Below are 26,169 nucleotides of genomic sequence, written 5' to 3'. Positions count from 1 at the left end.
CACGGTGCTTGCCGAACATTCCCGCACGCCCGAGCCCTCTCCCCCGGCCCCTCTCCCGCAAGCGGGAGAGGGGGGTAAGGCGCGGGCGCTTGCGTGGCTGCGCAACGAGCTGGGCCTCGACGACGCCGCCGCCCAGCAACTCGTCGACTACCTCGCCCGCGCCAAGGCCGCGCTGGGCGTCCTCCCCAGCCAGCGCACCCTGGTGCTGGAGCGCTTCTTCGACGAATCCGGCGGCACCCAGCTGGTGATCCACACGCCATGGGGCAGCCGCATCAATCGCGCGTGGGGGCTGGCGCTGCGCAAGCGCTTCTGCCGCCAGTTCAACTTCGAGCTGCAGGCGGCGGCGACCGAGGATGCGATCGTGCTGTCGCTGTCCACCAGCCACAGCTTTCCGCTGGAGGAAGTGGCGCACTACCTGCACTCCAACACCGCCGAGCACGTACTGGTGCAGGCGCTGCTGGACGCGCCGCTGTTCCCCGCGCGCTGGCGCTGGAATGCCGTCACCGCATTGGCGCTGCCGCGCTTCACCGGCGGCAAGCGCACGCCGCCGCCGTTGCAGCGCATGAAAAGCGAGGACCTGCTGGCCGCGGTGTTCCCCGACCAGGTCGCCTGCCTGGAAAACATCGTGGGCGAGCGCGAGGTGCCCGATCATCCGCTGGTCAACCAGACCATGCACGACTGCCTGCGCGAGGCGATGGACGTGGATGGGTTGCTGGCCATCCTGCGTTCGCTGGAGGCGGGCGAAATCACCATCGTGGCTCGCGACCTCACCGGCCCCAGCCCGCTGGCGGCCGAAGTGCTGAATGCGGCGCCGTATGCGTTTCTCGATGACGCACCGCTGGAAGAACGCCGCACGCAGGCCGTGCAGACGCGGCGCTGGGGCGCCGACGATGCCGGCGACCTGGGCCGGCTCGATCCCGACGCGATCGCCGCCGTACGCGAGGAAGCCTGGCCGCAGGTGCGCGACGCCGACGAGATGCATGAAGCGCTGACCTTGCTGGGTTTTGTCACCGTTATCGAGGCCGGCACCAACGCGGGCTGGGACGAACGATTGCAGGCGTTGGCCCAGTCCGCCCGCGCGACACGGCTCACTGTAGGAGCGCACCCTGTGCGCGATGCTTCTGGCTCTGAAACCGAGAGCTCGCGCACAGGGTGCGCTCCTACACAGGCTGCCGTCATCTGGACGTCCGCCGAGCAGCTGCCTGTCTGGCTGGCACTTCATCCCGACGCGGTGACGCAGCCATCGATTGCCGCCCCGGCCGAATACGCCGCACAAACCTGGACACGCGAGGACGCGCTGCTGGAATTGGTGCGCCGCCGCCTGGGCGGGCTCGGCCCGGTCACCGTGGCCGCGCTGGCCGGGTCGATGGCGGTGGAAGCGGGCGAGGTCGAACACGCGCTGCTGCGCCTGCAAACCGAGGGCTTCGTGATGCAGGGCCGCTTCACCGCGGATGCCAGCGCCACGGAATGGTGCGAGCGCCACCTGCTGGCGCGCATCCACCGCTATACGATCGGCCGCCTGCGGCGGGAAATCGAACCGGTCAGCCGGCGCGACCTGATGCGTTTCCTGTTCGATTGGCAGCACGTATCGGCCGCCGCGCGACTCAATGGGCCGGATGCGCTGGCGGCCACGCTGGCGCAACTGGAGGGCTACGAAGCGGCGGCCGGCGCGTGGGAGGCGGAGATCCTGCCCGCGCGCGTCGCCGATTATTCGATCGGCTGGCTGGACGATCTGTGCCGCGCCGGGCGCATCGGCTGGACCCGGCTGCGCAGCGGTGGCGGCAGCGGCGGGCCGGTGCGCAGCACGCCGATCGTGTTGCTGCCGCGACGCGAAATGGCCGTCTGGACGTCCGTCGCGGAACGGGAGTCGGCCGATGCCGCGTTGTCGTCGCGCGCCCAGGCCGTGGCCGACGCACTGGGCGAACGCGGGGCGCTGTTTTTCGACGAGTTGATGGATGCCACGCGTTTGCTGCGCACCGAGCTGGAGAATGCGCTGGGTGAACTGGTGGCCGCGGGTCAGGTTCGTGCCGACAGTTTTGCGGGTTTGCGCGCGCTGTTGCTGCCGGCGGCCAAGCGCGATGGCGGCAGGCATCGGCGGGTGCGGCGGCATCAGCTGAGCAGCATCGAGGATGCGGGGCGCTGGTCGTTGGTGCGCAGCCGTTCTCTTCTCCCCTCCGGGGAGAAGATGCCCGACAGGGCAGATGAGGGGCGGGTGCTCGCGCGAAAGGCAGATGGAGGCTTGCGGCAAGAGCGACCCGTCACCTCAATCCTCTCCCCGCAGGGGAGAGGAGGCGATGGTGGCGCTACGCGCCGGTTTGATTCAGATGAAGCCGAACACGTTGCACGTGCTCTGCTTCGCCGCTACGGCGTGGTGTTCTGGAAGCTGCTGGAGCGCGAAGCGCCGTGGCTGCCGCCGTGGCGCGACTTGCTGCGCGTCTATCACCGGCTGGAGGCGCGTGGCGAGATTCGCGGCGGGCGTTTCGTGGAGGGACTGGTCGGCGAGCAGTTCGCGTTGCCCGAAGCCATCGCGCCGTTGCGTGCAGTGCGCAGGCGTGCCAACGATGGCGAACTGGTTTCGGTCAGCGGCAGCGATCCGCTGAACCTGGTCGGCACGGTGCTGGTGGGTGACAAGGTCGCGGCGGTGACCGGCTCGCGCGTGCTGTACCGCGATGGCGCGCCGATCGCGGCGCTGGTCGGCGGCAAGGTCAACGCGTTGGTGGAATTGGCCGAGGCCGATCAGCAACACGCGAAGCACGCGCTGCTGCGCTATCCGCCGTCGCAGCCGGAAGCACCGGCGGTGGCGCCCTGAGGTGGGTTGTCTGCCGGTACTGCTGTTGTTTCCGACGGGATTCGGCATCGGCTATCTGATCGCCGGTGACCTGGGCGCCTTGTGGGGCGCCGGTGTCGGCCTGCTGCTTGGAGTGCTGCTGATGATCGCCTTCATCAAGGCCTTGCGCGGCCGGCGCTGAACCTCGAGGCCGGCCCCACACGCATGCCTACAGTTTCAGATAGACCCGCCGCCGATCCATCGCCCACACGATCAGCCACCACACCGTGACAAACGCGATGGCAAACGCCAGCGAAGGCACGTACGGGCCGAAGTGCGGCGTCATCCAGCCGGCGAACAGGTGCTGGTAGATCGGCTGGTTCCAGCCCAGCGCGGACAGCAGGATCTGCATCAGTTCGGAGCCGGCATAGGCGGCGATGGCGTTGACGCCGAAACGGCGACCCCAGGCCGGCCAGCCATGCCGATCGATCAGCCAGTGGAAGGCCAGCAGCGCCAGCGTGGCCCAGCCGGCTGTCCACAGCACGAACGACGACGTCCACAGGTTCTTGTTGAGCGGCAGCCACAGCGACCACAGCGCGCCGAGCAGCAGCAACAGCACACCGGCGATCAGCAATCGGCGGATCTCCCTACGGCGCAACCAGCAGCCGACGCGCAGGCCCAGCAAGGTGGTGGCGAGCGAAGGCAGGGTGGCGAGCAGTCCTTCGGGATCGTGGCCGCGGCCGGTGGCCGGGTCGATCAGGTAGACGAAGTGGCCGAACACGACGCTGTCGGTGCGACTGACGATATTCACCCACGGCGCCACAGAACCGCCCGCCAGCAGCAAGCCCCAGTAACCAAGCAGGATGCCGCCGATCGCGATCCATTGCGTGCGCGGTCGGGTATGGACCGCAAACAGCGCGACCGCGGCGAAGCAGATGCCGATCCGTTGCAACACGCCCGGAAAACGCAGGTGCGCATGCGGCAGCAACCACGCCGCCAGCAGGTTGATCGCCACGCCCAGCGCAAGAATGCGCAGCGCGCGCCATAGCGCGGCCTTCACCAGGGCGCCGGGCGCCACACCCTGCTCCAGCCGCGGCAGCAGGGCCAGCGCGCTCGACACGCCGACCACGAACAGGAAGAACGGAAACACCAGATCGGTTGGCGTGCAGCCGTGCCACGGCGCGTGTTCCAGCGGCGCGTAGATATGCCCCCAGTCGCCGGGGTCGTTGACCAGCAACATCGCCGCGACCGTGCAGCCGCGCAAGGCGTCGAGGGAGGGGAGGCGTTTGCTCATGGGGGCTTCATGACGTCAGTGCGCGCAGATCAGCAGCGACCCTCGCCAACCCTCCCTGCAAGCAGAGAGGGAGCACGGCGTTTCCGCTCCTCCCCCTGCGCGCAGGGGGAGGTTGGGAGGGGGTTGCGCCGGGTGGCGGAGCAGATCAAAAGCAACCCCTCCCCAACCCTCCCCTGCGCTGCAGGGGAGGGAGTACGGCGGTCCTGCATGGTGGGAAGCACGTCACGGCGTCAGCGACACCTGGCCGATCGCATACAGCGCGCCTTCGATCGGCGCCGTGTAGATCAGGCACAGCGCGTGCTCGCCCTGCTGCGCGGGCAGCGCCGCGTTGAGGGTGAAGTTGCGCGCACTGTGGGTGGGATCGGGCAGCGGCATGCTGGCCAGCACCGGGCCATTGCAGGTATCGCGGTGCACCACCAGCTCGCCGAACGGCGTGCGCCGCGGGCGCGACACCACCAGCTTCTGGTCGTGGGCCATCGCGAAGTTGCGTACCAGCCGCGCGGTATCGACGCGGATCGACCTCAGCCCGTCCAGTGGCGTGGCCGGATAAAGATGGCAGCTGTCGAAGACGTTGATGGTGTACACCGGCGCCGTCGACGCGGCGTCCGGCAGCGGCTGCACACGCAGGCGGAAATCGCTGCCGGGGCAGTTCGGCATGCTGTTGCCGGCCACCGTGAGCAGACTGGCGCGATCGAGCACGCGCTGGCGCGCGGCAGCCAGTTCGCTGCCATCCGTCGCGAAGCTGGCGGCGCGCACGGTGATCGGCAGCGTCACGTTGAACGGTGCGTCGTAGCGCGGCGAGTCGAGGGTGGGCGTGCTGCCGTCGGTCGTGTAGTGAATGTTGCCGAAGTCGGTCTGGTTGGCCAGCGTGACCGTGGCCCGGCCGGTGACCAGCGCGACGGTGCGATCGATCGCGATATCCACCGCGAACGCGCCGTCGGCGTACGGAATCCGCTGCGCCTTGTAGCGCTCCAGTTGCGCCGGCAGGCGGGCCAGGAAGGCGGGCCAGTGGTTGCTCGCGGCCGGCGACCAGGCCACCTCGCTGAGCGCATCCAGGCGCGGGAATACCGCATGCTCCACATGGGCGAAGGTGGGCATGTGCTCGGTCCATACATTGGCCTGCACGCCCAGCACGTGCTTCGCCTGTGCGGCGCCCAGAATGGCCGGCACCACCTGGAAACCATAGATGCTGCGCAGGGATTCCACGCCCAGCCGGCCGGCGTAGTCATCCTCCAGCTCGCTTTGCACGTGGTCGAAGTAGAGATTCGGCGCGGGCGCCATCACCACGTCGTGGCCCAGCATCGCGGCCTTGATCGCGCCGTCGGTACCGCGCCAGGACATCACCGTGGCATCGGCCGGCAGGTTGTCGCCTTCGAGGATTTCGTCCCAGCCGATCAGCTTGCGTCCGTGCTTATCCAGGTACTGGCCGATGCGGTCGATGAACCAGCCTTGCATTGCGTTCTCGCTGGTGATGCCCAGCTCGCGCATCTTCGCCTGCACCGCGGGTGAGGCTTGCCACTGGTCCTTGATCGCCTCGTCGCCGCCGACGTGGATATACGTGGACGGGAACAACGCCAGCACCTCGTCCAGCACGTTGTCGATGAAGGTGAAGGTGTCGTCGTCGACGTTGTAGAGCCAGGGGTTCACGCCCCAGTCGATGGATACCTGCGGCCGCTGGCCGGTGACGCCCAGCTGCGGGTACGCGGCCACCGCGGCCTGCGCGTGGCCGGGCATGTCCAGCTCCGGCACGATGGTGATGTGGCGCGCGGCGGCGTAGGCGACCACCTGGCGGATCTGGTCCTGGGTGTAGAAGCCACCGTAGCGTTTCGGCTCGCCGTTTTTCCCGGCATCCGGCGGCGTGCGCCACGCACCGATGCGGGTGAGCTCGGGGTAGCGCTTGATCTGGATGCGCCAGCCCTGGTCGTCGGTAAGGTGCCAGTGCAGCGTGTTCATCTTGTGCTGCGCCATCTGGTCGATCAGCGTTTCCACCTCGGCCACGCTCTGGAAATGGCGCACGGAATCCAGCATCAGGCCACGCCAGGCGAAACGCGGCTGGTCGCGGATCCGCATGGCCGCCAGCGTCACCGGGCCGTGCTGCGCATCGGGCGTCAGCAACTGCCACAGGGTGATGGCGCCATGAAACAGGCCGGCGTCATCGCGCGCGCTGATGCGGATGCCCGCGGGCGTGACATCCAGCGCATAGCCCTCGGCCTGCGTCACGACGGCCTGCGGGTCACGCTGCAGGACGATGGCATGCGCGGGCGCCGGACCGCGCTGCACACGCAGGTGCAAACCGCGCGTGCGCTCGACCAGGTCGGACAGGTAAGCGGCGGTGCCGGCCGTGCCCTTCCCGTCATCGGCGATCACGATGGGCGTATCGACGCCTACCGTGAATCGGCCCTCGGTGACGGTGACCTGCGCCGGCTGCGGGATCAGCGGAACCACCGCGTCGCCGGCGCGGGTGGCCGCGGGCAAGACCGCCATCACGGCGGCAAAGAGCCATGCGCAGGCATGCAGAAAGGTGGGCAGACGACGCGTCATGGTCCATCTCCATCGTGGGTCGCCGGAACCGCGCGACACGCTTTAAAAAAAGGGCCCGTACAGTGTGCCTGACGGGCCCGGAAAGGGGGTTGGTGGTGGGCCATCCATGGCCCGGGAGGTACGGGGGTGGGTCAGAACTTGAAGTGCAGGCTGGCCATGTAACGACGGCCGGTGGTGTACTTCGCGTTCGGCAGGTTCGGCGTGTCGGTGTACTGGAAGTACTTCTGGTTGGTCAGGTTCAGCGCATCCAGCGACAACGAGAAGTTCGGGTTGAAGGTCCAGCCCACGCTGGCGCTGAGGTCGGTGTAGTCGTCCGTGGTCGCCGCCGGCGCGCCGGCCACGTAGCCCACGCCCTGGTACTTGCTGCGCCAGTTGTAGTTGACGCGGCCGGTGAACGCGCCCTTCTCGAAGTACGGGCTGACGCTGACCGAGTTGCGCGACAGGTACGGCATCGCGGTGCCGGCATTGGTCTTGCCGGTGGCGAAGGTGTAGTTGGTGATCAGGCCGAAGCCGGTCTCGCCAAACGCCTGCTGGTAGTTCAGGGTGAAGCCCTTCACCCGTGCGCCGCCGCCGTTGTGCGGGCGCGACACGCTGTAATCGCAGAAGCCGTCCGCGGTGCAGCCGTGCGAGCCGACCAGGCTGGCCCAGGTGGTGGGATCGGTATCGCGGATCGAGTTGTACTGCACCTCGTTTCCGGGCGTGATCAGGATGTAGTTGAGCACGTGCTTGAAGAAGACCGACCCGGCCAGCACCGACTGCGGCGCGAAGTACCACTCGGCCGACACGTTGAAGTTGTACGACTTGTACGGGTCGATCGACGGGCTGCCGCCGCTGCCGGTGAGCACGGTGTCGTTGAGGAAGGTCTGGTTGACCATCAGGTTGTACGGCGCCCAGGCCATGACCTTGGAGGCCGCCGCGCGCAGCACCACGTCACCGCCGTTGTCGTAGGTCACGTTGACCGACGGCAGGAAGTTGTTCTTCGTGTTCTTCGTGGTACCCCACCATCCCGCCGGTGCCGGCAATACGGGCGCCGCGTCGTTCGGCTTGGTGTAGGCCGTGCTCGCCGTCTCCGTGCGGACCCAACGCACGCCCACGTTGCCGCGCAGCACATCGGTGGAGTAGTTCAACTGCGCATAGGCCGCGGTGTTCTTCTGCTCCAGCTGCCACGTGTTGTTGATGGTGGAGCCCGGATCCGGGTTGTCGAAATCGAGCGAGCTGCTGTTGATCCAGTCCTGGATATTGCCGGCGCCGACCTGGATGTGCTGCCCGGTGTTGCCGTTGATCCCCGGCAGGGCGTTAAGGATGTCGGTGTCGCCGATGGTGCCGACGTCGGCCAGCGTGCCGGGGGTGACGCCGCCATAGACATGCAGCGCATAGTCTTCGTTGTGCTTGTTGTAGCGCACGCCGACCAGCAACTGGTTGATCACGCCATCGAAGTTCTTGCTGAAGTCGAGTTGCGCGTACCGATCCTTGGCGTGCGACGCGAACTTGCCGTTGTTGCCCAGCCAGCCGCCGCCCCAGTTGGCCGGATTGTGCACGGCGGCCTGGTCATCGGCCTGGAAGCCCTGGTTGATGCCCCAGCTGTAACCGCCCTGGTAGGTCGGCTCGAGCAGGTACTGGTTGATGTTCGGGTTGTCGGACTTGCTCATGCCGATCTGGCCACCGAGCGACCAGCTGTCGGCGGTGTAGTCGGCTTTCAGGTCGGCGCCCTTGGTCGTCACTTCGGACTGGCGCAGCTGGTTGTCGTAGATCAGGCCGGTGCCACTGCCCGGGTTGGAGCTGGTGTGACCGCCGGAGACCACGCCGTTGGTCGTCGGCGTGAACGAATCGACCGCCTGCATCGACGAGGTGTTCTGCGTCATGAAGTTGTACATCGACTGGTTGTAGCTGTCGAAGTTCTCCTTGATGTACAGGCCGCTCAGGTTGGCCGAGAACTGGTCGTTCGGCTTGATCTGCAAGTTGAACAACGCGCTGTCGCGTTTGCGGGTCTGCTGGAAGTACGCCGCGTTGACTTCCTGCGGCACCATGTCGTTCGGGCGCAGTTCGCCGGCAGCCACCTGGGCGGCGATGTTCGGGTTCACCGCGGCGAAGGCCGACACCGGCGTGTAGCCGAAGATTTCCAGGCCCTGGCGATCGATCCGCTCCTCGAAGTGCTGTGCGGCGATGTCGAAACCGAAGGTGCTTTCGGTGTTCTTCCAGCTGTACAGCGCCGAGATGTTCGGCTTGCCGCCTTCGGCCTGGTCGTTGTAGGTATAGCCCACCGAACCGCTGATGGTATTGGCGTCCAGGTCGAGCGGCTTGCGCGAATGCATCAGCACCGTGCCGCCCAGGCTGCCTTCGGGCAGGCGTGCTTCGGACGACTTGATCACTTCCAGGCGACCGAGGATTTCCGGCGCCATCATGGTGTAGTCGAAACCGCGATTCGGCGATTCGCCATACAGCCAGATCGCCTGCGCCACCGGGTGGCCGTCGAGGAAGCTGAGGTTGAGGCTGGGATCGGTGCCGTCGATGCTGACGCGCTCACCCTGGCCAAAACGACGGTCGATGGTGACGCCCGGCATCAGCGACATCGCCTCGGCGACGTTGGTGTTGGGGAACTTGCCGATGTCCTCGGCGGTGATCGAATCGGAAATGGTGTCGAGGTTGCGCTTGGTGTCCAACGACTTCTGCAAGCTGGCGCGGATGCCGACGACGGTCACGCCGACCAGTTGCGTCGCGTCCTTTTCCTGGGCGGCCTTGGCGCGTTGGCTGGCCGTCTGGGTCGTCGAGGCAGGGCTCTGCGCACTGTCCTGGGCAAATGCCGCACCCGACAGGCACAAACCGGTGATGATGCTCGCGGCGAGCATGGTCTTGCGGTAGTTCATGGTGTTTCCTCCCCTCAGAGGTGGCTGGTTTGGTGACCGGCGAACGGAATGCCGACGGTCGAGCTCTTCATGGATCGCAGGTTGTGTGGCTGGATGCCCGGTGCCGCCGACGTGTCACGTGTTCCTCCGCTCTTCGAGAAACCAGCCTGCAGCACCCATGACGCCAAGCTGGCCGTGCTCAATCAATCGAACCGGAACCTGTTGCAGATAGGCGCGCATCACGCCCTTGTTGAAATAGCGTTCGGCGAAGGTGCTGGACGCCAGGAAGCCGTGGATCTGCGGCAGGATGCCGCCGGCCAGGTACACGCCGCCGCGCGCGCCGTACAGCATCACCAGGTCGCCGACGAAGCTGCCGAGCAGCCCGCAGAACATGTCCAGCGCCTCGACCGCGGCCGGGTCCTCGCCCGCCAGTGCCGCGGCGGTGACGTCGGCGGGTGTGGTCGCCGCGGGCGACGTGCGATGCAGGCTGCACAGCGCGCGGTAGAGATTCAGCAGGCCGGGGCCGGAGAGCGCGTTCTCGTACGAGACGTAGTCGCGCCCGTGCGCCAGCAAGGGCAACACCTGCCGCTCGCGCTCGGTACCCGGCGCCAGTGAAATCTGCCCCGCCTCGGTGGCCAGCACGTGGGCGTGCGGCTCACCCGGCATCAGCACCGCCGAACCCAGCCCGGTGCCCGGCCCCATCACCAGCACCGGGCCGGGCGCGGTCGGCCGGATCGCGTCGATGACGGCGCGCGTATCGGCCTGATCGACAAACTGCGTGGCGTAGGCAAGCGCTTCGAAATCGTTGATCACCGCGATCCGCTTGATGCCCAGGCTCTGGCGGATGTCGCCGATGGATACCGGCCAGGGCAGGTTTTCATTGACGATGGCGTCGCCCAGCACGTAGCCGGCGCAGGCCACCGCGCATTCCGCCGGCGCCTGCTCCAGCGCCACGCCCGGCAACTGCTCGACAAAGTCGCGCAACACGGCGGTAAGACTGGGCCAGGCGGCGCACTGGTAGCGGCGGTAGTGCAACACGTCGATCGGCTGCCGGCGGTTCGCCGCCGGGGCGACCAGCGCGATGCGCGCATGCGTGCCACCGACATCGGCAGCCAGGAACGGCGCGACCCGATGATCCGCCGCCGTCGACGGCGACATGACATGACGCTGGTTGACCACTTCCCCCACCCCGATTCTCCCTTGCCAGGTTTGCCGTGCGATGCGGGCATTGCCGCCGCAGCAGATCGCACGGGTGCTGATGGGGACGGAGCATGGACTGAAAATGACAACGTTGTCAAACCTTCGGCGACAAATTTCCGAGCACGGCATGATGCGTCGCAATACATTTGGCTCGGCGTCATCGACTGAATCGAATCGGTCGCAAAATATGCCTTGTTTTAAGGCATATTTCCATTTCATCGGATCATCCTGCGGATGCGGCATCGCCGCAAGAACGGCACAAACACGTCTCGTAACCAGCGATATGGATGGCCATACCCGGCGTCTCTCGCGGGCATTTATTGACAACGTTGCACTTTCTGTCCAATTGCGAGACATTCCGTCAGCGGGGGCGCTTCGCCTCCGTTTCGACGCCGCCATCGGGGGCGATCATCAGCGCCATCGTCGGTGGCGGGCATCGGGGGAATACGCATGGCAACCACGCTGGACACGGCGCAGGCAGACCGCTCGAATCTTGGGCCGATCATCATCATCGGCGTCCTGTTCTTCATCTTCGGCTTCGTGACCTGGCTCAACGGGCCACTGATCACCTTCGTCAAGCTGGCTTTCGACCTCAACGACGTGAATGCCTTCCTGGTGCCGATGGCCTTCTATCTGTCGTACTTCTTCCTGTCGTTGCCGGCCTCGGCGATCCTGAAAGTCACCGGCATGAAGCGCGGCATGGCGCTGGGCCTGTTCGTGATGGCGATCGGCGCGGTGCTGTTCGGGCAGTTCGCCACGATGCGGATTTTCCCCGGTGCGCTGTTCGGGCTGTTCGTGATCGGCGCCGGCCTTTCATTGCTGCAGACCGCGTCCAATCCATACATCAGCATCCTGGGGCCGATCGAGAGCGCGGCGCAGCGCATCGCGGTGATGGGTATCTGCAACAAGTTCGCAGGCATTCTTGCGCCGCTGTTGATCGGTGCGCTGGTGCTGCACGGCATCGGTGATATCGACCAGCAGGTGAAGGCCGCCGACCCGGCCACGCGCGAAGTGCTGCTCAATACCTTCGCCGCGAAAATCCACACGCCGTACATGGTGATGGCCGGCGTGCTGGTGCTGCTGGCGATCTGGGTGGTGCGCTCGTCACTGCCGGAGGTGGAAGCGTCCACCGCCAACAGCGCCGGCGCCACCTCGCGTCGCGGCATCCTCGCCTATCCGCACCTGTGGCTGGGCGTGCTGTGCCTGTTTCTGTACGTGGGTGTGGAGGTGATGGCGGGGGACGCCATCGGCACCTACGGCGCGGGCTTCGGCCTGCCGCTGGACGAGACGAAATTCTTCACCGCGTTCACCCTGGGCGCGATGCTGCTGGGCTACATCGCCGGGCTGCTGATGATTCCGCGGGTGATGTCGCAGCAGCGCTACCTGGCGATGTCGGCGGTGCTGGGCGTGTTGTTCACCATCGGCGCGTTTCTCACCCACGGCTATGTGTCGGTGGGTTTCGTGGCGGCGCTGGGCTTTGCCAACGCGATGATGTGGCCGGCGATTTTCCCGCTGGCGATCAAGGGGCTGGGGCGCTTCACCGAGTTCGCCTCGGCGCTGCTGATCATGGGCATCGCCGGCGGCGCGATCGTGCCGCAGCTGTTCGTGCACCTGAAGCAGCACATCGATTTCCAGCTGGCGTTCCTGCTGCTGATGGTGCCGTGCTACCTGTACATCCTGTATTACGGGCTGGCCGGACACCGCGTGGGCCAGGACACGACGGCGTGACGCATTTGGCCGTCCGGGCGCCCGCGCCGCTAGAATGGCTGATCCGGCACGCGGCTTTCGCGCGTGCCACCGTGTTGGTGCCGCCGCCGTGCGGCCCGATCGCCTGAAGGATCCGTCATTGCGTAACGCCACCATCAAGCATGTTGCCGAACTGGCTGGCGTGTCGCTGAAAACCGTATCGCGGGTGATCAACCACGAGGCCTCGGTACACGAACGCACGCGCGAGAAAGTGCAGCGGGCGATCGACACCCTGGGCTATCGCCCCGACCCTTCCGCCCGCAGCCTGCGCAGTACACGGGCGCGCCTGCTGGGCCTGGTCTACGACAACCCCAACGCGCACTACATCATCAGCATGCAGCGCGGCGTGCTGTCGGTTTGCCGCGAAAGCGGCTACGGCCTGCAGATCCATCCCTGCGACGCCTCCTCGCCGAAACTGGCCGAGGAGCTGTGTGCGCTGGTGCAGCACTCGCGCCTGGCCGGGCTGGTGCTGGCACCGCCGATGTCCGAGCAACCGGAGTTGATCAAGACCCTGGCCGACGCCGGCATCGCGTTCATGCGCATCATTTCCGCGCGCAGCGATCCGCAGGATGGCTACCCCTGCGTCTACGTGGACGACCGCGATGCGGCGTACGCGATCACCGAGCACCTGATCCAGCTGGGTCACCAGCGCATCGGTTTCCTGTGGGGCGGCCGCGAGCACCGCTCCAGCGGCGAGCGCTACCAGGGCTACGAGGATGCGCTGAAGGATTACGGCATCACGCTGGATCGCAAGCTGATCGTGGCCGGCGATTATTCGTTCGACGACGGCTTCCGCGGCGCGCGCAAGCTGCTGGCGCTGAAGGATCGGCCCACCGCCATCTTCGGCTCCAACGACGAGATCGCCGCCGGCGTGCTGGCGGCGGCGCATTCGGGCGGTATCAGCGTGCCGTGGGAGTTGTCGATCACCGGCTTCGAGGACAGCCCGTTCTCCAAGCAGTCGTGGCCCGCGCTCACCACCGCCCGCCAGGCCACCGAGGAAATCGGCCGGCACGCCGCACGTCGGCTGATCAGCGGCCTGGAACACGACGCCCACGGCGAGCCCGTCGACCCCGTCAACCACGGCTTCAGCCCGGAACTGGTGGTGCGCGGCTCAACCGGGCCGCTGCGCAGCGCGCCGAAAAAACGCACGCGCTGAATTACTGACCGAGCCCGAAGCAGCGCGCCAGCGCGGCGCGCGATGCCGGCGCCTCGCGCCCATCCGCCTGCTGCAGCAGCGCATCCACTTCCGCCACATCCGGAATGCTCGCCTGCGCGCCCAAGCGGGTGCAGGCGAGGGCCGCAGCGGCGCTGGCGCGGCGCAGCACCTGCGGCCACGGCTCACCCTGCGCCAGGGCAGCGGCCAGCACACCGCAGAACGTATCGCCTGCGGCCGTGGTGTCCAATGGCTCGACGGCGAACGCAGCTTGCAGCAGGAACTCGCCGTCGATGCGCGCCACGCAACCGCGCGCGCCCAGGGTCACCACCACGCATGGCACCGTGATGGCGTCCAGCGACCGACGCAAGTCGCCGGGGTGGCCGCCCAGCGCGATCAGCTCGCCTTCGTTGACCACCAGCACATCCACCAGCGACAGCAGTTCGTCGGGCAGCGCGCGCGCGGGCGCCGCATTTAGGATCACGCGACTGCCGGCACGGCGCGCCGCGCGGGCGCAATCGAGCACGGTGTCGAGTGGAATCTCCAGTTGCATCAGCAGCTGGCCGACGTCGTCCAGCGCGGGCATTGCGCTGGCGTCCAGCAAACCGTTGGCGCCGGCGGCGACGGTGATGGCGTTTTCGGCATCGTCGGCGACGCAGATGAACGCCATGCCGGTGGGCTCACCGGCCATGCGCACGACCTGCGGCCGCACGCCTGCCGCGCGCAGCGACGCCTCGACCGGCCCCGCATTGGCGTCGTCGCCCAGCGCCAGCAGCATGCGTGTCGGCGCGCCGCCGGCACGGGCGCTGGCCACCGCCTGATTGGCGCCCTTGCCGCCCGGGAACGCGCGCGCGTCGCGGCCAAGTACGGTTTCACCCGGCGCCGGCACGTGGGCCACGCGTATCACGAAATCCAGATTGGCCGAACCCACGATCAGGACGTTGTTGCGGATGGATTTGCTCATGAAAGCCCCACGAATCGGCAGCGCCCAGTATGAATGCAGGAGCGATTTCAGTCGCGATGCTCCTGTTCCGGAGCCAAGCAAAGGCATCGCGACTGAAGTCGCTCCCACATGGAGATCGAAGCCTGGATGTTACGGCCAGGCGATACCGCCGATCGCCAGGGCCGCCAGCAGCACGCCGGCGAGGTTGAGCCGGCTCAACCGTTCGTGGAACAGCAGTACGCCGACCAGTGCGCCCAGCGCCACCACGCCGATGTTCATGCTGGCGAAGACCAGCGCGGGATGTTGCGGCAGCGCGCGATGGCCGCGCAGGTAGAACAGGATGTTGCCGAAGTTGAACAGCCCCAGCAGCACGCCACCAAGCAGGTTGCGCGCGGTGAAACGGGCGCCGCCGCGGCAGCGACGCCACAGCGCCAGGGCGAAGGCCACCGGCAGCGCCAGCGCGAACATCGCCTGCAACGAGGTGGCCAGCGGCACGCCGGCTTGCGCCACGCGCTTGAACAGGATGTCGATGACACCGAAACCGGCCAGCACCAGCAGCGGGTAGAGCCAGCGTGCGGCGCTGGCCGTTGCGGGCGCGGCGGGCGATGGTGCGGGTCGCCACAGCATCGCCGCCAGCGCCAGCAAACCCAGCACGATGCCGATGGCGGCGGCCGGGCGCAGCGATTCGCCGAAGAACACGAACGCCGCCGGCAACGACAACAGCAGGGACAGGCGCTGTGCCGCATCGCTGCGCACGATGCCGGCGTGGCGCACCGAGGCGCCCAGCGCCAGGAAGATGGTCGGCAACAGCAGGCCCAGGCCGATCAGCGCCAGCCACGGCACCGCCACGTTGCGCAGGGCGGCGACGTCCGGCTGCAGCATCAGCGCCACGAGGACGCTGGCGACGGCGTAGTTCCACGCGATCGCCTGGCCCACATCCACACCGAAACGGCGGGCAAGCTTGAGCAGCGCCGAGACCAGCACGCTGCATGCGATGGCGAGAAAGACGTCGATCAACGGAATGTCCCGACTGCACAAAACACATGTGGGAGCGACTTCAGTCGCGATGCTTTTGCTTGCAAGGCCTTGGAAGCCTCAAGCTACAAACAAGAGCATCGCGACTGAAGTCGCTCCCACATGCTGTAGATGCCGCTTACTTCAGCGCGGCGGCCTCGCGCGCGAGTTGCTCGATGCCGGCCCAGTCACCACGCGCCATCTTGTCCGCCGGCGTCAGCCAGGAGCCGCCCACGCAGACCACGTTGGTCAGCTTCAGGAAGTCGATCGCATTCGCCAGGTTGATGCCGCCGGTGGGGCAGAAATGGATCTGCGGCAGCGGGCTGGCCCAGGCGGCGAGCAGCTTGGCGCCGCCTACCGGCACGGCGGGAAACAGCTTCAGGTGTTCATAGCCGCGCTCGAGCAGGGCCATCGCCTCGCTGGCGGTGGCCACGCCGGGCAACAGCGGCAGTTCGTTGTCGTCCGCCGCGTCGAGCAGGCGCGGCGAGGTGCCGGGGGAGACGGCGAAATGCGCGCCGGCGAGGCGGGCGGTTTCCAGCTGGCCACCGCGCAGCACGGTGCCCACGCCGACCACGGCTTCCTTGACCTCGGCGACGATGGCGCGAACCGCATCCATCGCGGCCGGCGTGCGCAAGGTGACTTCGATCGTGCGAATGCCGCCGGCCACCAGCGCGCGAGCCATCGGCACCGCGTGGCTGACGTCGTCGATGATCACCACCGGCACCACCGGGGCAAGCTTGAGAATGGTGGCCAGTTTCTGTTGTCGCGTTTCCTGCAATGTCATGGTCAATGGCATCCGTCTGTATCGAAGAGGCCGGCGCGGCGCGCCGGCGCGGGGTTCAGAAGTCGGCGGCGTGATGGCGATCGGTGGTGCCGAACACGGTCACGCCGGTATCGGCGCCGCCGACGGCGTTGCGCATCATCGCGAACAGCTCACGGCCCATGCCGCTGTGATGGGCGCTGAGATCGGCCACGGCCTGCGGCCGGGCGGCCCATTCGGCGGCGTCCACCTTCGCTTCCAGCGTACCAGCGATGGCGTCGAGCCGGATCACGTCGCCATCGCGCAGCTTGCCCAGCGGGCCGGCGTCGATCGCCTCGGGCGTCACGTGGATCGCCGCCGGAATCTTGCCGGAGGCGCCGGACATGCGCCCGTCGGTGACCAGCGCCACGTGGAAGCCGCGCGACTGCAGCAGGCCCAGCGGCGGGGTGAGCTTGTGCAGCTCGGGCATGCCGATCGCCTTGGGACCCTGGAAGCGCACCACGGCCACCAGATCACGCTCCAGCTCGCCACGATTGAAGGCGGCCAGCATTTCTTCCTGGTCGTTGAAGATCACCGCGGGCGCCTCGACCACCATGTGGTCGTCGGGCACCGAGGAGACCTTGATCACCGACAGGCCGAGGTTGCCCTTGAGCACGCGCAGGCCGCCGTCGGCGCGGAACGGCTCGGCGGCGGGGCGCAGCACGTCCAGGTTGCTGCTGGCCACGACCTCGTTCCAGACCAGCTTGCCGTCGGCATCCAGCGCGGGCATGCGGCGGTACGGCGCCATGCCTTCGCCCCACACCGTGCGCACGTCGCCGTGCAACAGGCCGGCGTCGAGCAGGGAGCCGATCAGGAACGGCATGCCGCCGCTCTGATGGAAGTGGTTCACGTCGGCGCTGCCGTTGGGGTAGACCCGCGCCAGCAGCGGCACCACCGCCGAGATCGCGTCGAAATCCTCCAGCGTGAGGATGATGCCGGCGGCGCGCGCCACCGCCACCAGGTGCAGCAGGTGGTTGGTGGAGCCGCCGGTGGCGTTGAGGCCGATCACGCCGTTGACGATGGTGCGCTCGTCGACGAGGTGGCCGATCGGCGTGTATTCCTCGCCCAGTGCGGTGATCGCCACCGCGCGGTACACGGCGGCGCGGGTCAGCGCGTCGCGCAGCAGCGTGTTGGGGGTCACGAAGCTGGAGCCGGGCAGGTGCAGGCCCATGATCTCCATCAGCATCTGGTTGGAGTTGGCGGTGCCGTAGAAGGTGCAGGTACCGGCCCCGTGGTAGGCGGCCGATTCGGCCTCCAGCAGTTCTTCGCGCGTCGCCTTGCCCTCGGCGTAGGCCTGGCGCACCTTGGATTTCTTGTCGTTCGACAGGCCGCTGGTCATCGGGCCGGCGGGGACGAAGATGGTCGGCAGGTGGCCGAAGGTGAGCGCCGCGGTGAGCAGGCCGGGCACGATCTTGTCGCAGATGCCGAGCATCAGCACCGCGTCGTAGGTGTCATGCGACAAGGCCACTGCGGTAGCCATCGCAATCACCTCGCGCGAGAACAGCGACAGCTCCATGCCCGCGCGGCCCTGGGTCACGCCGTCGCACATCGCCGGCACGCCGCCGGCCACCTGGGCCACGGCGCCGACCAGGCGCGCGGCCTGGCGGATCTGCTCGGGGTACGGTTCATACGGCTGGTGCGCCGAGAGCATGTCGTTGTAGGACGTGACGATGCCCACGTTCGGCGTGACGGTGCCGCGCAACGCGACCTTGTCGTCGCCGCTGGCGGCAAAGGCGTGCGCCAGATTGCTGCAGCCCAGGCGATGGCGGTACACGCCCTTGCCGCAGGCCTCGTCGATGCGTGCCAGGTAGGCACTGCGCGTGGGGCGGCTGCGCTCGATGATGCGCTGGGTGACTTCGGCAATGACGGGGTGCAGCGTACTCATGACAAAACTCCGTGGATGTCGGCCGGTTGCGGCGGCCATTTGTGTTCGGTGGCGATCGGGATGAAGCGCGCCGTGACGGCCGTTACGGGCACCAATAGACGGCCAGCGGCGCGCGGGTCTGACTCAGCACGCTGCGCACCGGATAATGTTGCGCAGCCCCCAGGCCCAGCCTGGCATCGGCCAGCACGTCGCGTTTGGTGGCGCCGGTCACCAGCAGGTACAGCGCCCGGGTATCGAGCACGGCCGGCAGGCTCAGCGTGATGCGCGGCTCGCCCGCGCCGGGCGCGCGCATCGGCAACACCCGCGTTTGGCCGTCCAGATCGAGCGCCTCGGCCAGGTGATCGCCACCGGGGAAGAACGAGGCGGTATGGCCGTCATCGCCCATCCCCAGCACCACCGCATCGAACGGATGCGGCAGCGCGTCGATGCGCGCGTTCGCCTCGGCAAGGCCCGCCTCCGGGCTTTCCGCGCCGGTGTACAGCGGCACGAACTGCGCCGCGCTGGCGGCGTTCTGCAACAGCGTCGCCTTCACCAGCCGGGCGTTGGAGCGCTCGTCGGTGTCCGGCACCCAGCGCTCGTCGACCAGGGTGATGTGCACGCGGGACCAGTCGAGCGCCTCGCGCGAGAGACGGGCGAAAAGATCCTTCGGCGTGCTGCCGCCGGAGACGGCCAGCGCGGCGCTGCCGCGCTGATCGATCCCCTCGCGCAGGTGGCCGGCGATGCGCTCGGCCAGCGCCGCGGCCTGCGCCTTGCAATCGGTGAAACTGTGGGTGGTGACGTTCAGTAGGGGAGACATGGCATCAAGAGGGCGCCGCGCAACGGCGGCGCTATGGATGGGAACAAGGGCGCGAACGCCCGCGGATCAATCGTTGTCTTCGTGCCAGGTGCGGCCATCGCGCTCGATCAATGCCACTGCGGCGCTGGGACCCCAACTGCCGGCCGCATACGGACGCGGCGACTCGTTGCTGCCGGCCCAGGCGGCCAGGATCGGATCGGCCCACTTCCATGCGGCCTCCACCTCGTCGCGACGCATGAACAGGGTGGGGTTGCCGCGCACCACGTCGAGCAGCAGGCGCTCGTACGCATCCGGCTGTTGTACGCCAAATGCCTCGGCAAAGCTCATGTCCAGCGGCACGTGGCGCAGGCGCAGGCCGCCGGGGCCGGGGTGCTTGATGCTCAGCCACAGCTTCACGCCCTCGTCCGGCTGCAGCCGCAGCACCAGTCGGTTTTGCACCACCGGGCCGGCCGAGGCGTCGAAGATGGAGTGCGGCACCGGCTTGAATGCCACCACGATTTCCGACACCCGGCTGGGCAGCCGCTTGCCGGTGCGCAGGTAGAACGGCACGCCGGCCCAGCGCCAGTTGGCGATTTCCGCCTTCAGCGCCACGAAGGTTTCGGTGTTGGACTGATGGCTTTCCAGCTCATCGAGGTAACCGGGCACGCTGGCGCCCTCGGCCACGCCGGCGCGGTACTGGCCGCGCACGGTGAGCTGGCTGGCGTTGCTGGCGTCGATCGGCTTCAGCGCGTTCAGCACCTTCAGCTTCTCGTTGCGCACCGCGTCGGGCGACAGCGATGACGGCGGCTCCATCGCCACCATGCACAGCAGCTGCAGGATGTGGTTCTGCACCATGTCGCGCAGCGCGCCGGCGTGGTCGTAGTAACCGGCGCGACGGCCCAGGCCCAGCGTTTCGGCCACGGTGATCTGCACGTGGTCGATGTGGGCGGAGTTCCACAGCGGCTCGAACAGCACATTGCCGAAGCGCAACGCCAGCAGGTTCTGCACCGTCTCCTTGCCCAGGTAATGATCGATGCGGAAGGTCTGCGATTCGTTGAACACGCGGCCCACGTCGTCGTTGATGCGGTTGGCGCTCTCCAGGCTGCGGCCGATGGGCTTTTCCAGCACCACGCGCGACTTGCCCTCGTTGAGCCCGTACTGGCCCAGGCGGGCGCACAGGTCAACGAACAGGTCCGGCGAGGTGGAGAGGTAGAACACCCGCACGTGGTCGGGCTGCTCGCCGATCAGCGCGGCGAAGTCGTCCCAGCCGGCATCCTTGCGCGCATCCAGCGGGCGGTAGCCGACCTGCTGCAGGAACTGGTCGACCTTGGCCGGCTCGCTGCCGACCAGCGCGTTCAGCGTCTTGCGCAGCGAGGCGCGGTAACCGTCGTCGTCGAGCACTTCGCGGGCCACGCCGATGATGCGGCTCTCGGCCGGGATCTGGCCGTCCACGAAGCGATGGAAAAGGGCCGGCAGCAGTTTGCGCAGGGCAAGGTCGCCGGTACCACCGAAAATGACCAGGTCGAACGGTTCGACCGGCAGGGAAATCACAGTCACGCCTTCACCTCAACGACAGCAGCAGTTAGGGGATGGGCGAACGGGGTCGCCCACGCGGTTCGGCGTCGATCATACCAGTGGAATACCACAGCGCACCAGTTCCCCCACCAAACGGTGGCGCAGGGTGGACAAAACCCATCGACTTCGGAAATCATGCCCACCCACGCCATGCAGGCGCTCATTACCTGCAGGAAGTGTCGCAGTTGTCTAACTGGTCCGCTATTGGTATCTTTCGTAACTATGGAAAGCGCCCTGGCACTCGAATATCAGCGGATCTGCAACGATCCGGCCGTCTATCAACCGCTGGCGTATCTGCGCCTGCGCCGCGCGATCCGCAACATCGTGGAGCGCCGCGGCATCGAGCCGGGGCAGACCCTGCCCAGCGAACGCGACCTGGCGCAGACGCTGAAACTGTCACGCGTCACGGTGCGCAAGGCGATCGCCGGGCTGGTCGAGGATGGCCTGCTGCATCAACGCCACGGCGCCGGCACCTTCGTGGCCGAGCGCATCGTGAAACCGATGTCGCGGCTGACCAGCTTCACCGAGGATCTGCGCGAGCGCGGGCTGTCGCCGCGTTCCGAATTCTTCGAGCGCAGCCTGGGCGAAGTGACGCCGGAAGAATCGATGGCGCTGAACCTCTCGCCCGGTTCGATCGTGGCGCGCCTGCACCGCGTGCGTTACGGCCAGGACGAACCGCTGGCGATCGAGCGCAGCGCCGTGCCGGCCAGCCTGCTGCCCGACCCGATGTTGGTCAGCGACTCGCTGTACGAGGCGCTGGAACGCTTCAATGCCCGCCCGCGACGCGCGCTGCAGCGCTTGCGCGCGGTGTCGCTGAACGCCCATCAGGCGCGCCTGCTGCACGTTTCCGCGGGCAGCGCCGGGCTCAACATCGAACGGCGCAGTTTTCTGGACGACGGCCGCGTGGTCGAGTTCACCTGCTCCTGGTACCGCGGCGATATCTACGACTTCGTGGCGGAACTGCAAACCGACTGATCTTTCACCTTGGGAAAAACCACCGACATGGCAGCCAGCGACACGTTGATGTACACCGAAGCGCACGAGACGGCCGATGTCGTGGCGCGCCAGTTCGCCGCCAACGAAGGCGTGATCGCCGCGCTGGCGCAATCGCTGCGCGAACAGCCGCCGCGCTTCATCGTCACCTGCGCCCGTGGCAGTTCCGACCACGCGGCGGCGTACGCCAAGTACGTGTTCGAAACCCAGCTGGGCATCGCCACCGCCTCGGCTTCGCCGTCGGTAACCTCCGTGTACGCAGCGCCGCAGCAGTGGCAGGGCGCGCTGTTCATCGCCATCTCGCAATCGGGCAAGAGCCCCGACCTGGTGCGCAACGCGGAAGCGGCCAAGCTGGCCGGCGCGCGCGTGGTGGCGCTGGTGAACGTGGAGGATTCGCCGCTGGCGAAACTCGCCGACACGGTGATCCCGCTGCATGCGGGCCCGGAGCGCAGCGTGGCCGCCACCAAGAGCTACATCGCCGCGCTGGCCGCCGTGCTGCACCTGTGCGCGCGCTGGAAAAGCGATCCGGCGCTGGCCACCGCGTTGCAGGCCTTGCCCGACGCACTGCGCGCCAACTGGGATGCCGACTGGTCGCCGCTGAGCAGTGGCCTGGCCGGCGCCCACAACCTGTTCGTGGTGGGGCGCGGTTTCGGTTTGGGCATCGCGCTGGAAGCGGCGCTGAAGTTCAAGGAAACCTGCGGCCTGCACGCCGAGGCGTTCAGTTCGGCCGAGGTCAAGCACGGCCCGATGGCGCTGGTGGGCCCGGATTTCCCGGTGCTGTGCTTCGCCCAGGACGACGACACGCTGGACAGCACGCTGGCAGTGGCGCGCGAATTCCGCAACCGCGGCGCGCAGGTATTCGTGGCCGCGCCCGGCCTCGAGGGCGAAGGCACGCTGCCGGTCGCCACCGGCCTGCCCGCGCTGTGCACGCCGCTGCTGATCATCCAGAGCTTCTACCGCGCCGCCAGCGAACTGGCCTTGCTGCGCGGCTTCAACCCGGATGTGCCGCCGCATTTGAACAAGGTCACCGAAACGGTTTGATGGCTCGTATGCCGGCGCCTGCGGCCCTTCGACTTCGGCCTGCGGCCTACGCTCAGGGTGAACGGTGGAGGTAATGGATGATCCAGGAGACGCCGTTCGCACTGAAAACCACCGTGCGAAACACCGTTCGCACTGAGCGTAGCCCGCGCCAGCGGGCGAAGTCGAAGTGCAGGCCCGACACTCGACGCCACACCCAACCTGCTCTCATCCATCAGGACTTCTCATGAATCTCGCCCTCATCAACGGCCGCGTACTCACTCCCGAAGGCTGGCGCGACGACGTCGCCGTCCTGCTCGACGGCGCGCGCATCGCCGCCGTGCTGCCGGCCGCCGATCCGCGCGTGCGCGGCGCGCAAACCCACGACCTGGCCGGCGCCACCCTGCTACCCGGCTTCATCGACGTGCAGGTCAATGGCGGCGGCGGCGTGCTGTTCAACGATGCGCCCACGGTGGAGACGATCCGCCAGATCGGCGTCGGCCATCGCCGTTACGGCACCACCGGCTTCCTGCCCACGCTGATCAGCGACGACGCCGAGGTGATGCGCGCAGCACTGGCCGCGGTGGAGCAGGCGCTGGCCGAAGGCGTGCCGGGCGTGCTCGGCATCCACTTGGAAGGCCCCTACCTGGCGCCCGCGCGCAAGGGTGTGCACGACCCGAAATTCTTCCGCGTACCCGACGCCGACGAGCTGGCGTTGCTGTGCGCGCCGCACCGTGGCGTGCGGCTGATCACCCTGGCGCCGGACCAGATGCCCACCGCCAGCATCAGTGCGCTGGCGGCCAGCGGCGTGATCGTCTGCGCCGGCCACACCGCCGCCGACTACGCCACCACGCGCGCCGCGCTGGACGCGGGCGTGCGCGGCTTCACCCACCTGTTCAACGCCATGACCCCGTTCGGCAGCCGCGAGCCGGGCGTGGTCGGGGCGGCGCTGGACGATGCCGAAAGCTGGTGCGGCATCATCGCGGACGGCCACCACGTGCATCCGGTCAGCCTGCGCGTGGCGATCGCCGCCAAGGCGCGCGGCAAGATGGTTCTGGTCACCGACGCGATGCCGCCGGTGGGTGCCGACAGCCCCGAATACAAGCTCAACGGCGAAACCATCGTCGTGAAAGACGGCGTCTGCCAGACCGCCGGCGGCACCCTGGCGGGCTCCGCACTGGACATGGCCGGCGCCGTGCGCAACGCGGTGGAAATGCTGCACCTGCCGCTGGACGAAGCCGCCCGCATGGCCAGCACCTACCCCGCCGATTTCCTGGGCCTGGGCGCCAGCCACGGCCGCATCGCTGCCGGCTACCAGGCCGATCTGGTGGCGCTGGATGCCGACTACCGCGTGCGGCAGAGCTGGATCGGCGGCGTGGGGAACTGAGTCCCCCGACGCCGAAGGGCGCGGGCTTTATTTGGCCGGCAACCCCAGCTCATGCGCGAAGAAGGTCAGCCCGATCGCGGTGTCGCCCACGCGCTGGCTGAAGGGCGCGCCGACGCCGTGGCCGGCGTTCATGCGGGTCAGCAACAGGATGGGTTGATCCGACGAGGTGGCGTTCTGCAGCGCGGCGGTGAACTTGCGTGACTGCCACGGCGCCACGCGCGGATCGTTGGCGCCGGTGGTCATCAGCACGGCCGGGTAGGCGGTGCGCGGCTTTACATTCTGCAGCGGCGAATAGGCCAGCGTGGCCTTGAACTGCGCCGGATCGGTGACGCTGCCGTACTCGCTGACGTTGTACGGGCCGTTGGCGAAATCCGTCTCGTGGCGAAGCACGTCGTAGATGCCCACGCGCGCCACCACGGCGCGGTAGTCGGCCGGGTGCTGCACGATCTGCGATCCCATCAGCAGGCCGCCGTTGCTGCCGCCCAGGATGCCCAGGTGGGCGCGGTCGGTCCAACGCGTGTCGAACAGCGCCAGCGCGGCGGCGTGGAAATCGTCGAACACGTTCTGCTTGTGCAGCTTCTGCCCTCGCGCGTGCCACGCCTGGCCGTTCTCGTTGCCGCCGCGGATGTTGGCGTAGGCCAGCACGCCGCCACGCTCCAGCCAGGCCAGGTTGGCGCCGACGAAGCCGGGCTTGATCGGAATGTCGAAGCCGCCGTAGCTGTACAGGATGGTGGGGCGCGCGCCGTTGGGGGTGACGCCGGACATCGACAGCACGGTGACCGGAATCCTGGTGCCGTCCTTCGAGGTGCCGTCGATGCGTTGCACCTTCACCTTCGAATAATCGGCGGCGGGCTTGACCTGGAAAATCGTCTTCAGGCTGCCGCTGCGACCGTCGTATTCCACCCAGCGCGACGGCGTGGTCCAGCCGCTGTAGCTGATCAGCGCCTTGTCCTGGCCCGATTCGGACGCGATCGCACCCACGCCGATGCCGTGCGCGGGCAGCGGCAGCCGGCGCACGAAGGCGGCCTTGGCGTCGTACTGCTCGACCCACCAGTCCGGGCCGTCGCTGCGCACCACCAGGAAACCGCTGCCCAGCGGCGCGATTTCCTGGATCGCGCCCTTGCTATCGGGCAGCACCGTGGTGGTGGCGCCGTTCGCGTCCACCGCCACGATGCGGCCGCGCGGCGCGTCCGCGAACGTCGCCACGTATAGACGTCCAGACACCCATGCCGCGGTGCGCACGTTGGCGTCATGGCCCAGCACCGGACGGAATTCGCCGCCGCGGCGCAGGAACACCTCGGCCGGACCGCCATCGCCTTCGTACGCCAATACGGCGGCCTGCGCCGAGGCGGCGTCATCGACCAGCACGTACTCGGCCACCTTCGAATAATCGCGGCCAAATACGGTGCGGTCGGCCGTGGCGGGCTGGCCCAGCGTGTGGTGCGCCAGCGCCGCGTTGAACTGTTCCACCGGCTTGCCGGGGGTGGGCGGCACAAAGCGCACATAGCTGAAGCCGCGCTCGTCCGCATCCCACGCCACGCCCTGTGGCGTGGTGCCGCCGCCGGCCCAGGGCAGGGTGTCGGGCAACAGCTTGCCGCTCGACACGTCGAGCACGTGGAGCGTGGTCAGTTCGCTGCCGCCCTCGGCACTGCCGTAAGCCAGGTAGCGTCCTTTTGGCGACGGCCAGTAGCCGGTGATGGCGGTGCTGCCATGGTCGACGTTCGGGTCCACCAGCGTTTTGGCGGCGCCGTCGGGCCAGGCCTGCGCGATCACCACCGGCTGCGGCTGCGGTGGCGTCTGCTGCATGTAGAACAGCGTGCCGCCGGCCAGCACCGGCCCGCTGCGGGTGGTGGAAGTGATCGCCAGCTGGCGCACCCGCGCGGTGAGCGCCGCACCCTCGGGCATCGCCGCCAACTCGGCTTCGGTGTAGGCGTTCTGCGCGGTGATCCACGCCTGCACCTGCGGATCGTCGGGGTTTTCCAGCCAGCGGTAGGGATCGGCCACGGTCACGCCGTGCAGCACGCTGCGGTCGGTTCGCGCGGGCGTCGGCGGCGGCAGCAGACGCTGGCCGATCAGCGACACGTCGCGCAGCTGCGGACGCGCATCCGGCGTCGGCGCCGTCGACGTCTGGGCGAGACAGCCCGTCGTGGGCAAGAACATCAGGATGGCCACCACGAGGGCTCGGCGCATGACGGAAACTCCCTGCAAAACGAAGGCAACGAGGGTAACGCGAGCCA

19 protein-coding genes are annotated in these 26,169 nt (G+C 67.8%); 8 read left to right on the top strand and 11 right to left on the bottom strand.

The features are described from left to right. Together UU9_RS04865 and UU9_RS18235 are read left to right on the top strand one after the other, a co-directional pair. The coding region (locus UU9_RS04865; protein WP_007080607.1) for an Lhr family helicase at nucleotides 1-2,809 on the top strand (2,809 nt) is incomplete at its 5' end. 1 nt (nucleotide 2,810) lies between these two features. Next, the gene (locus tag UU9_RS18235) at nucleotides 2,811-2,969 is read left to right on the top strand and encodes a hypothetical protein (RefSeq protein ID WP_193385290.1); all 159 of its coding nucleotides are present in this window, start codon (nucleotides 2,811-2,813) and stop codon (nucleotides 2,967-2,969) included. 27 nt (nucleotides 2,970-2,996) lie between these two features. Here the strand turns inward: UU9_RS18235 and UU9_RS04860 are convergent, their stop codons facing one another. The 4 genes from UU9_RS04860 to glk form a co-directional block, all read right to left on the bottom strand. After that, nucleotides 2,997-4,061, bottom strand: a complete 1,065-nt coding sequence (locus tag UU9_RS04860) for an acyltransferase family protein (protein ID WP_007080606.1) — start codon at nucleotides 4,059-4,061, stop codon at nucleotides 2,997-2,999. 222 nt (nucleotides 4,062-4,283) lie between these two features. Beyond that, complete coding sequence (locus tag UU9_RS04855) at nucleotides 4,284-6,602, bottom strand: beta-N-acetylhexosaminidase (RefSeq protein WP_007080605.1); 2,319 nt, start codon at nucleotides 6,600-6,602, stop codon at nucleotides 4,284-4,286. Nucleotides 6,603-6,733: 131 nt separating this feature from the next. Beyond that, entirely contained in the window at nucleotides 6,734-9,466 is a 2,733-nt protein-coding gene (locus UU9_RS04850) for a TonB-dependent receptor (protein ID WP_007080604.1), read from the bottom strand. 114 nt (nucleotides 9,467-9,580) lie between these two features. Further along, entirely contained in the window at nucleotides 9,581-10,603 is a 1,023-nt protein-coding gene (glk, locus tag UU9_RS04845; protein WP_193385289.1) for a glucokinase, read from the bottom strand. A 3-nt stretch (nucleotides 10,604-10,606) separates the two neighbouring features. Between glk and UU9_RS18165 the strand changes: the two genes are divergently transcribed. The 3 genes from UU9_RS18165 (at nucleotide 10,607) to UU9_RS04835 (ending at nucleotide 13,547) form a co-directional block, all read left to right on the top strand. After that, nucleotides 10,607-10,813 (top strand): hypothetical protein, encoded by a 207-nt coding sequence (locus UU9_RS18165; protein WP_162098768.1) that lies wholly within the window; start codon nucleotides 10,607-10,609, stop codon nucleotides 10,811-10,813. Nucleotides 10,814-11,095: 282 nt separating this feature from the next. Next, nucleotides 11,096-12,373, top strand: a complete 1,278-nt coding sequence (locus tag UU9_RS04840) for a sugar MFS transporter (RefSeq protein WP_007080602.1) — start codon at nucleotides 11,096-11,098, stop codon at nucleotides 12,371-12,373. A gap of 118 nt (nucleotides 12,374-12,491) precedes the next feature. Continuing rightward, nucleotides 12,492-13,547, top strand: a complete 1,056-nt coding sequence (locus tag UU9_RS04835; RefSeq protein WP_040670294.1) for a LacI family DNA-binding transcriptional regulator — start codon at nucleotides 12,492-12,494, stop codon at nucleotides 13,545-13,547. A 1-nt stretch (nucleotide 13,548) separates the two neighbouring features. Here UU9_RS04835 and UU9_RS04830 read toward each other — a convergent pair whose 3' ends face one another. From UU9_RS04830 to zwf, 6 genes are all read right to left on the bottom strand, one after another. Continuing rightward, nucleotides 13,549-14,508: a ribokinase gene (locus UU9_RS04830; RefSeq protein ID WP_007080600.1), complete on the bottom strand. Its 960-nt coding sequence runs from the start codon at nucleotides 14,506-14,508 to the stop codon at nucleotides 13,549-13,551. 129 nt (nucleotides 14,509-14,637) lie between these two features. After that, nucleotides 14,638-15,504, bottom strand: coding sequence for a hypothetical protein (locus UU9_RS04825; protein ID WP_007080599.1), 867 nt, complete (start codon nucleotides 15,502-15,504; stop codon nucleotides 14,638-14,640). Between the two features lie 136 nt (nucleotides 15,505-15,640). Continuing rightward, a complete protein-coding gene (eda, locus tag UU9_RS04820) occupies nucleotides 15,641-16,285 on the bottom strand; it encodes a bifunctional 4-hydroxy-2-oxoglutarate aldolase/2-dehydro-3-deoxy-phosphogluconate aldolase (RefSeq protein WP_040670291.1) in 645 nt (214 codons plus the stop codon). A 55-nt stretch (nucleotides 16,286-16,340) separates the two neighbouring features. After that, nucleotides 16,341-18,185 (bottom strand): phosphogluconate dehydratase, encoded by a 1,845-nt coding sequence (gene edd, locus UU9_RS04815; RefSeq protein ID WP_007080597.1) that lies wholly within the window; start codon nucleotides 18,183-18,185, stop codon nucleotides 16,341-16,343. A gap of 82 nt (nucleotides 18,186-18,267) precedes the next feature. Next, a complete protein-coding gene (gene pgl, locus UU9_RS04810) occupies nucleotides 18,268-18,981 on the bottom strand; it encodes a 6-phosphogluconolactonase (protein WP_007080596.1) in 714 nt (237 codons plus the stop codon). Nucleotides 18,982-19,047: 66 nt separating this feature from the next. Next, a complete protein-coding gene (gene zwf, locus UU9_RS04805; protein WP_040670290.1) occupies nucleotides 19,048-20,517 on the bottom strand; it encodes a glucose-6-phosphate dehydrogenase in 1,470 nt (489 codons plus the stop codon). A gap of 240 nt (nucleotides 20,518-20,757) precedes the next feature. Between zwf and UU9_RS04800 the strand changes: the two genes are divergently transcribed. The 3 genes from UU9_RS04800 to nagA all read left to right on the top strand — a co-directional run bounded on the left by UU9_RS04800 (nucleotide 20,758) and on the right by nagA (nucleotide 23,932). Next, entirely contained in the window at nucleotides 20,758-21,510 is a 753-nt protein-coding gene (locus UU9_RS04800; protein ID WP_007080594.1) for a GntR family transcriptional regulator, read from the top strand. A gap of 27 nt (nucleotides 21,511-21,537) precedes the next feature. Beyond that, nucleotides 21,538-22,569 carry an SIS domain-containing protein gene (locus UU9_RS04795; RefSeq protein ID WP_007080593.1) on the top strand — a complete coding sequence of 344 codons (1,032 nt, stop codon included), beginning with the start codon at nucleotides 21,538-21,540 and terminating at the stop codon, nucleotides 22,567-22,569. Between the two features lie 223 nt (nucleotides 22,570-22,792). Then, complete coding sequence (nagA, locus tag UU9_RS04790) at nucleotides 22,793-23,932, top strand: N-acetylglucosamine-6-phosphate deacetylase (RefSeq protein WP_007080592.1); 1,140 nt, start codon at nucleotides 22,793-22,795, stop codon at nucleotides 23,930-23,932. A 27-nt stretch (nucleotides 23,933-23,959) separates the two neighbouring features. On the opposite strand, the gene UU9_RS04785 is transcribed toward nagA, so the two are convergent. Next, nucleotides 23,960-26,122, bottom strand: coding sequence for a prolyl oligopeptidase family serine peptidase (locus tag UU9_RS04785; protein ID WP_007080591.1), 2,163 nt, complete (start codon nucleotides 26,120-26,122; stop codon nucleotides 23,960-23,962). Between the last annotated feature and the right edge of the window lie 47 nt (nucleotides 26,123-26,169).

Origin of the sequence: Rhodanobacter fulvus Jip2, assembly GCF_000264315.1 — a bacterium.
Taxonomy (GTDB): Bacteria; Pseudomonadota; Gammaproteobacteria; order Xanthomonadales; family Rhodanobacteraceae; genus Rhodanobacter; species Rhodanobacter fulvus.
This window is presented reverse-complemented; position numbering and strand designations above follow the sequence as displayed.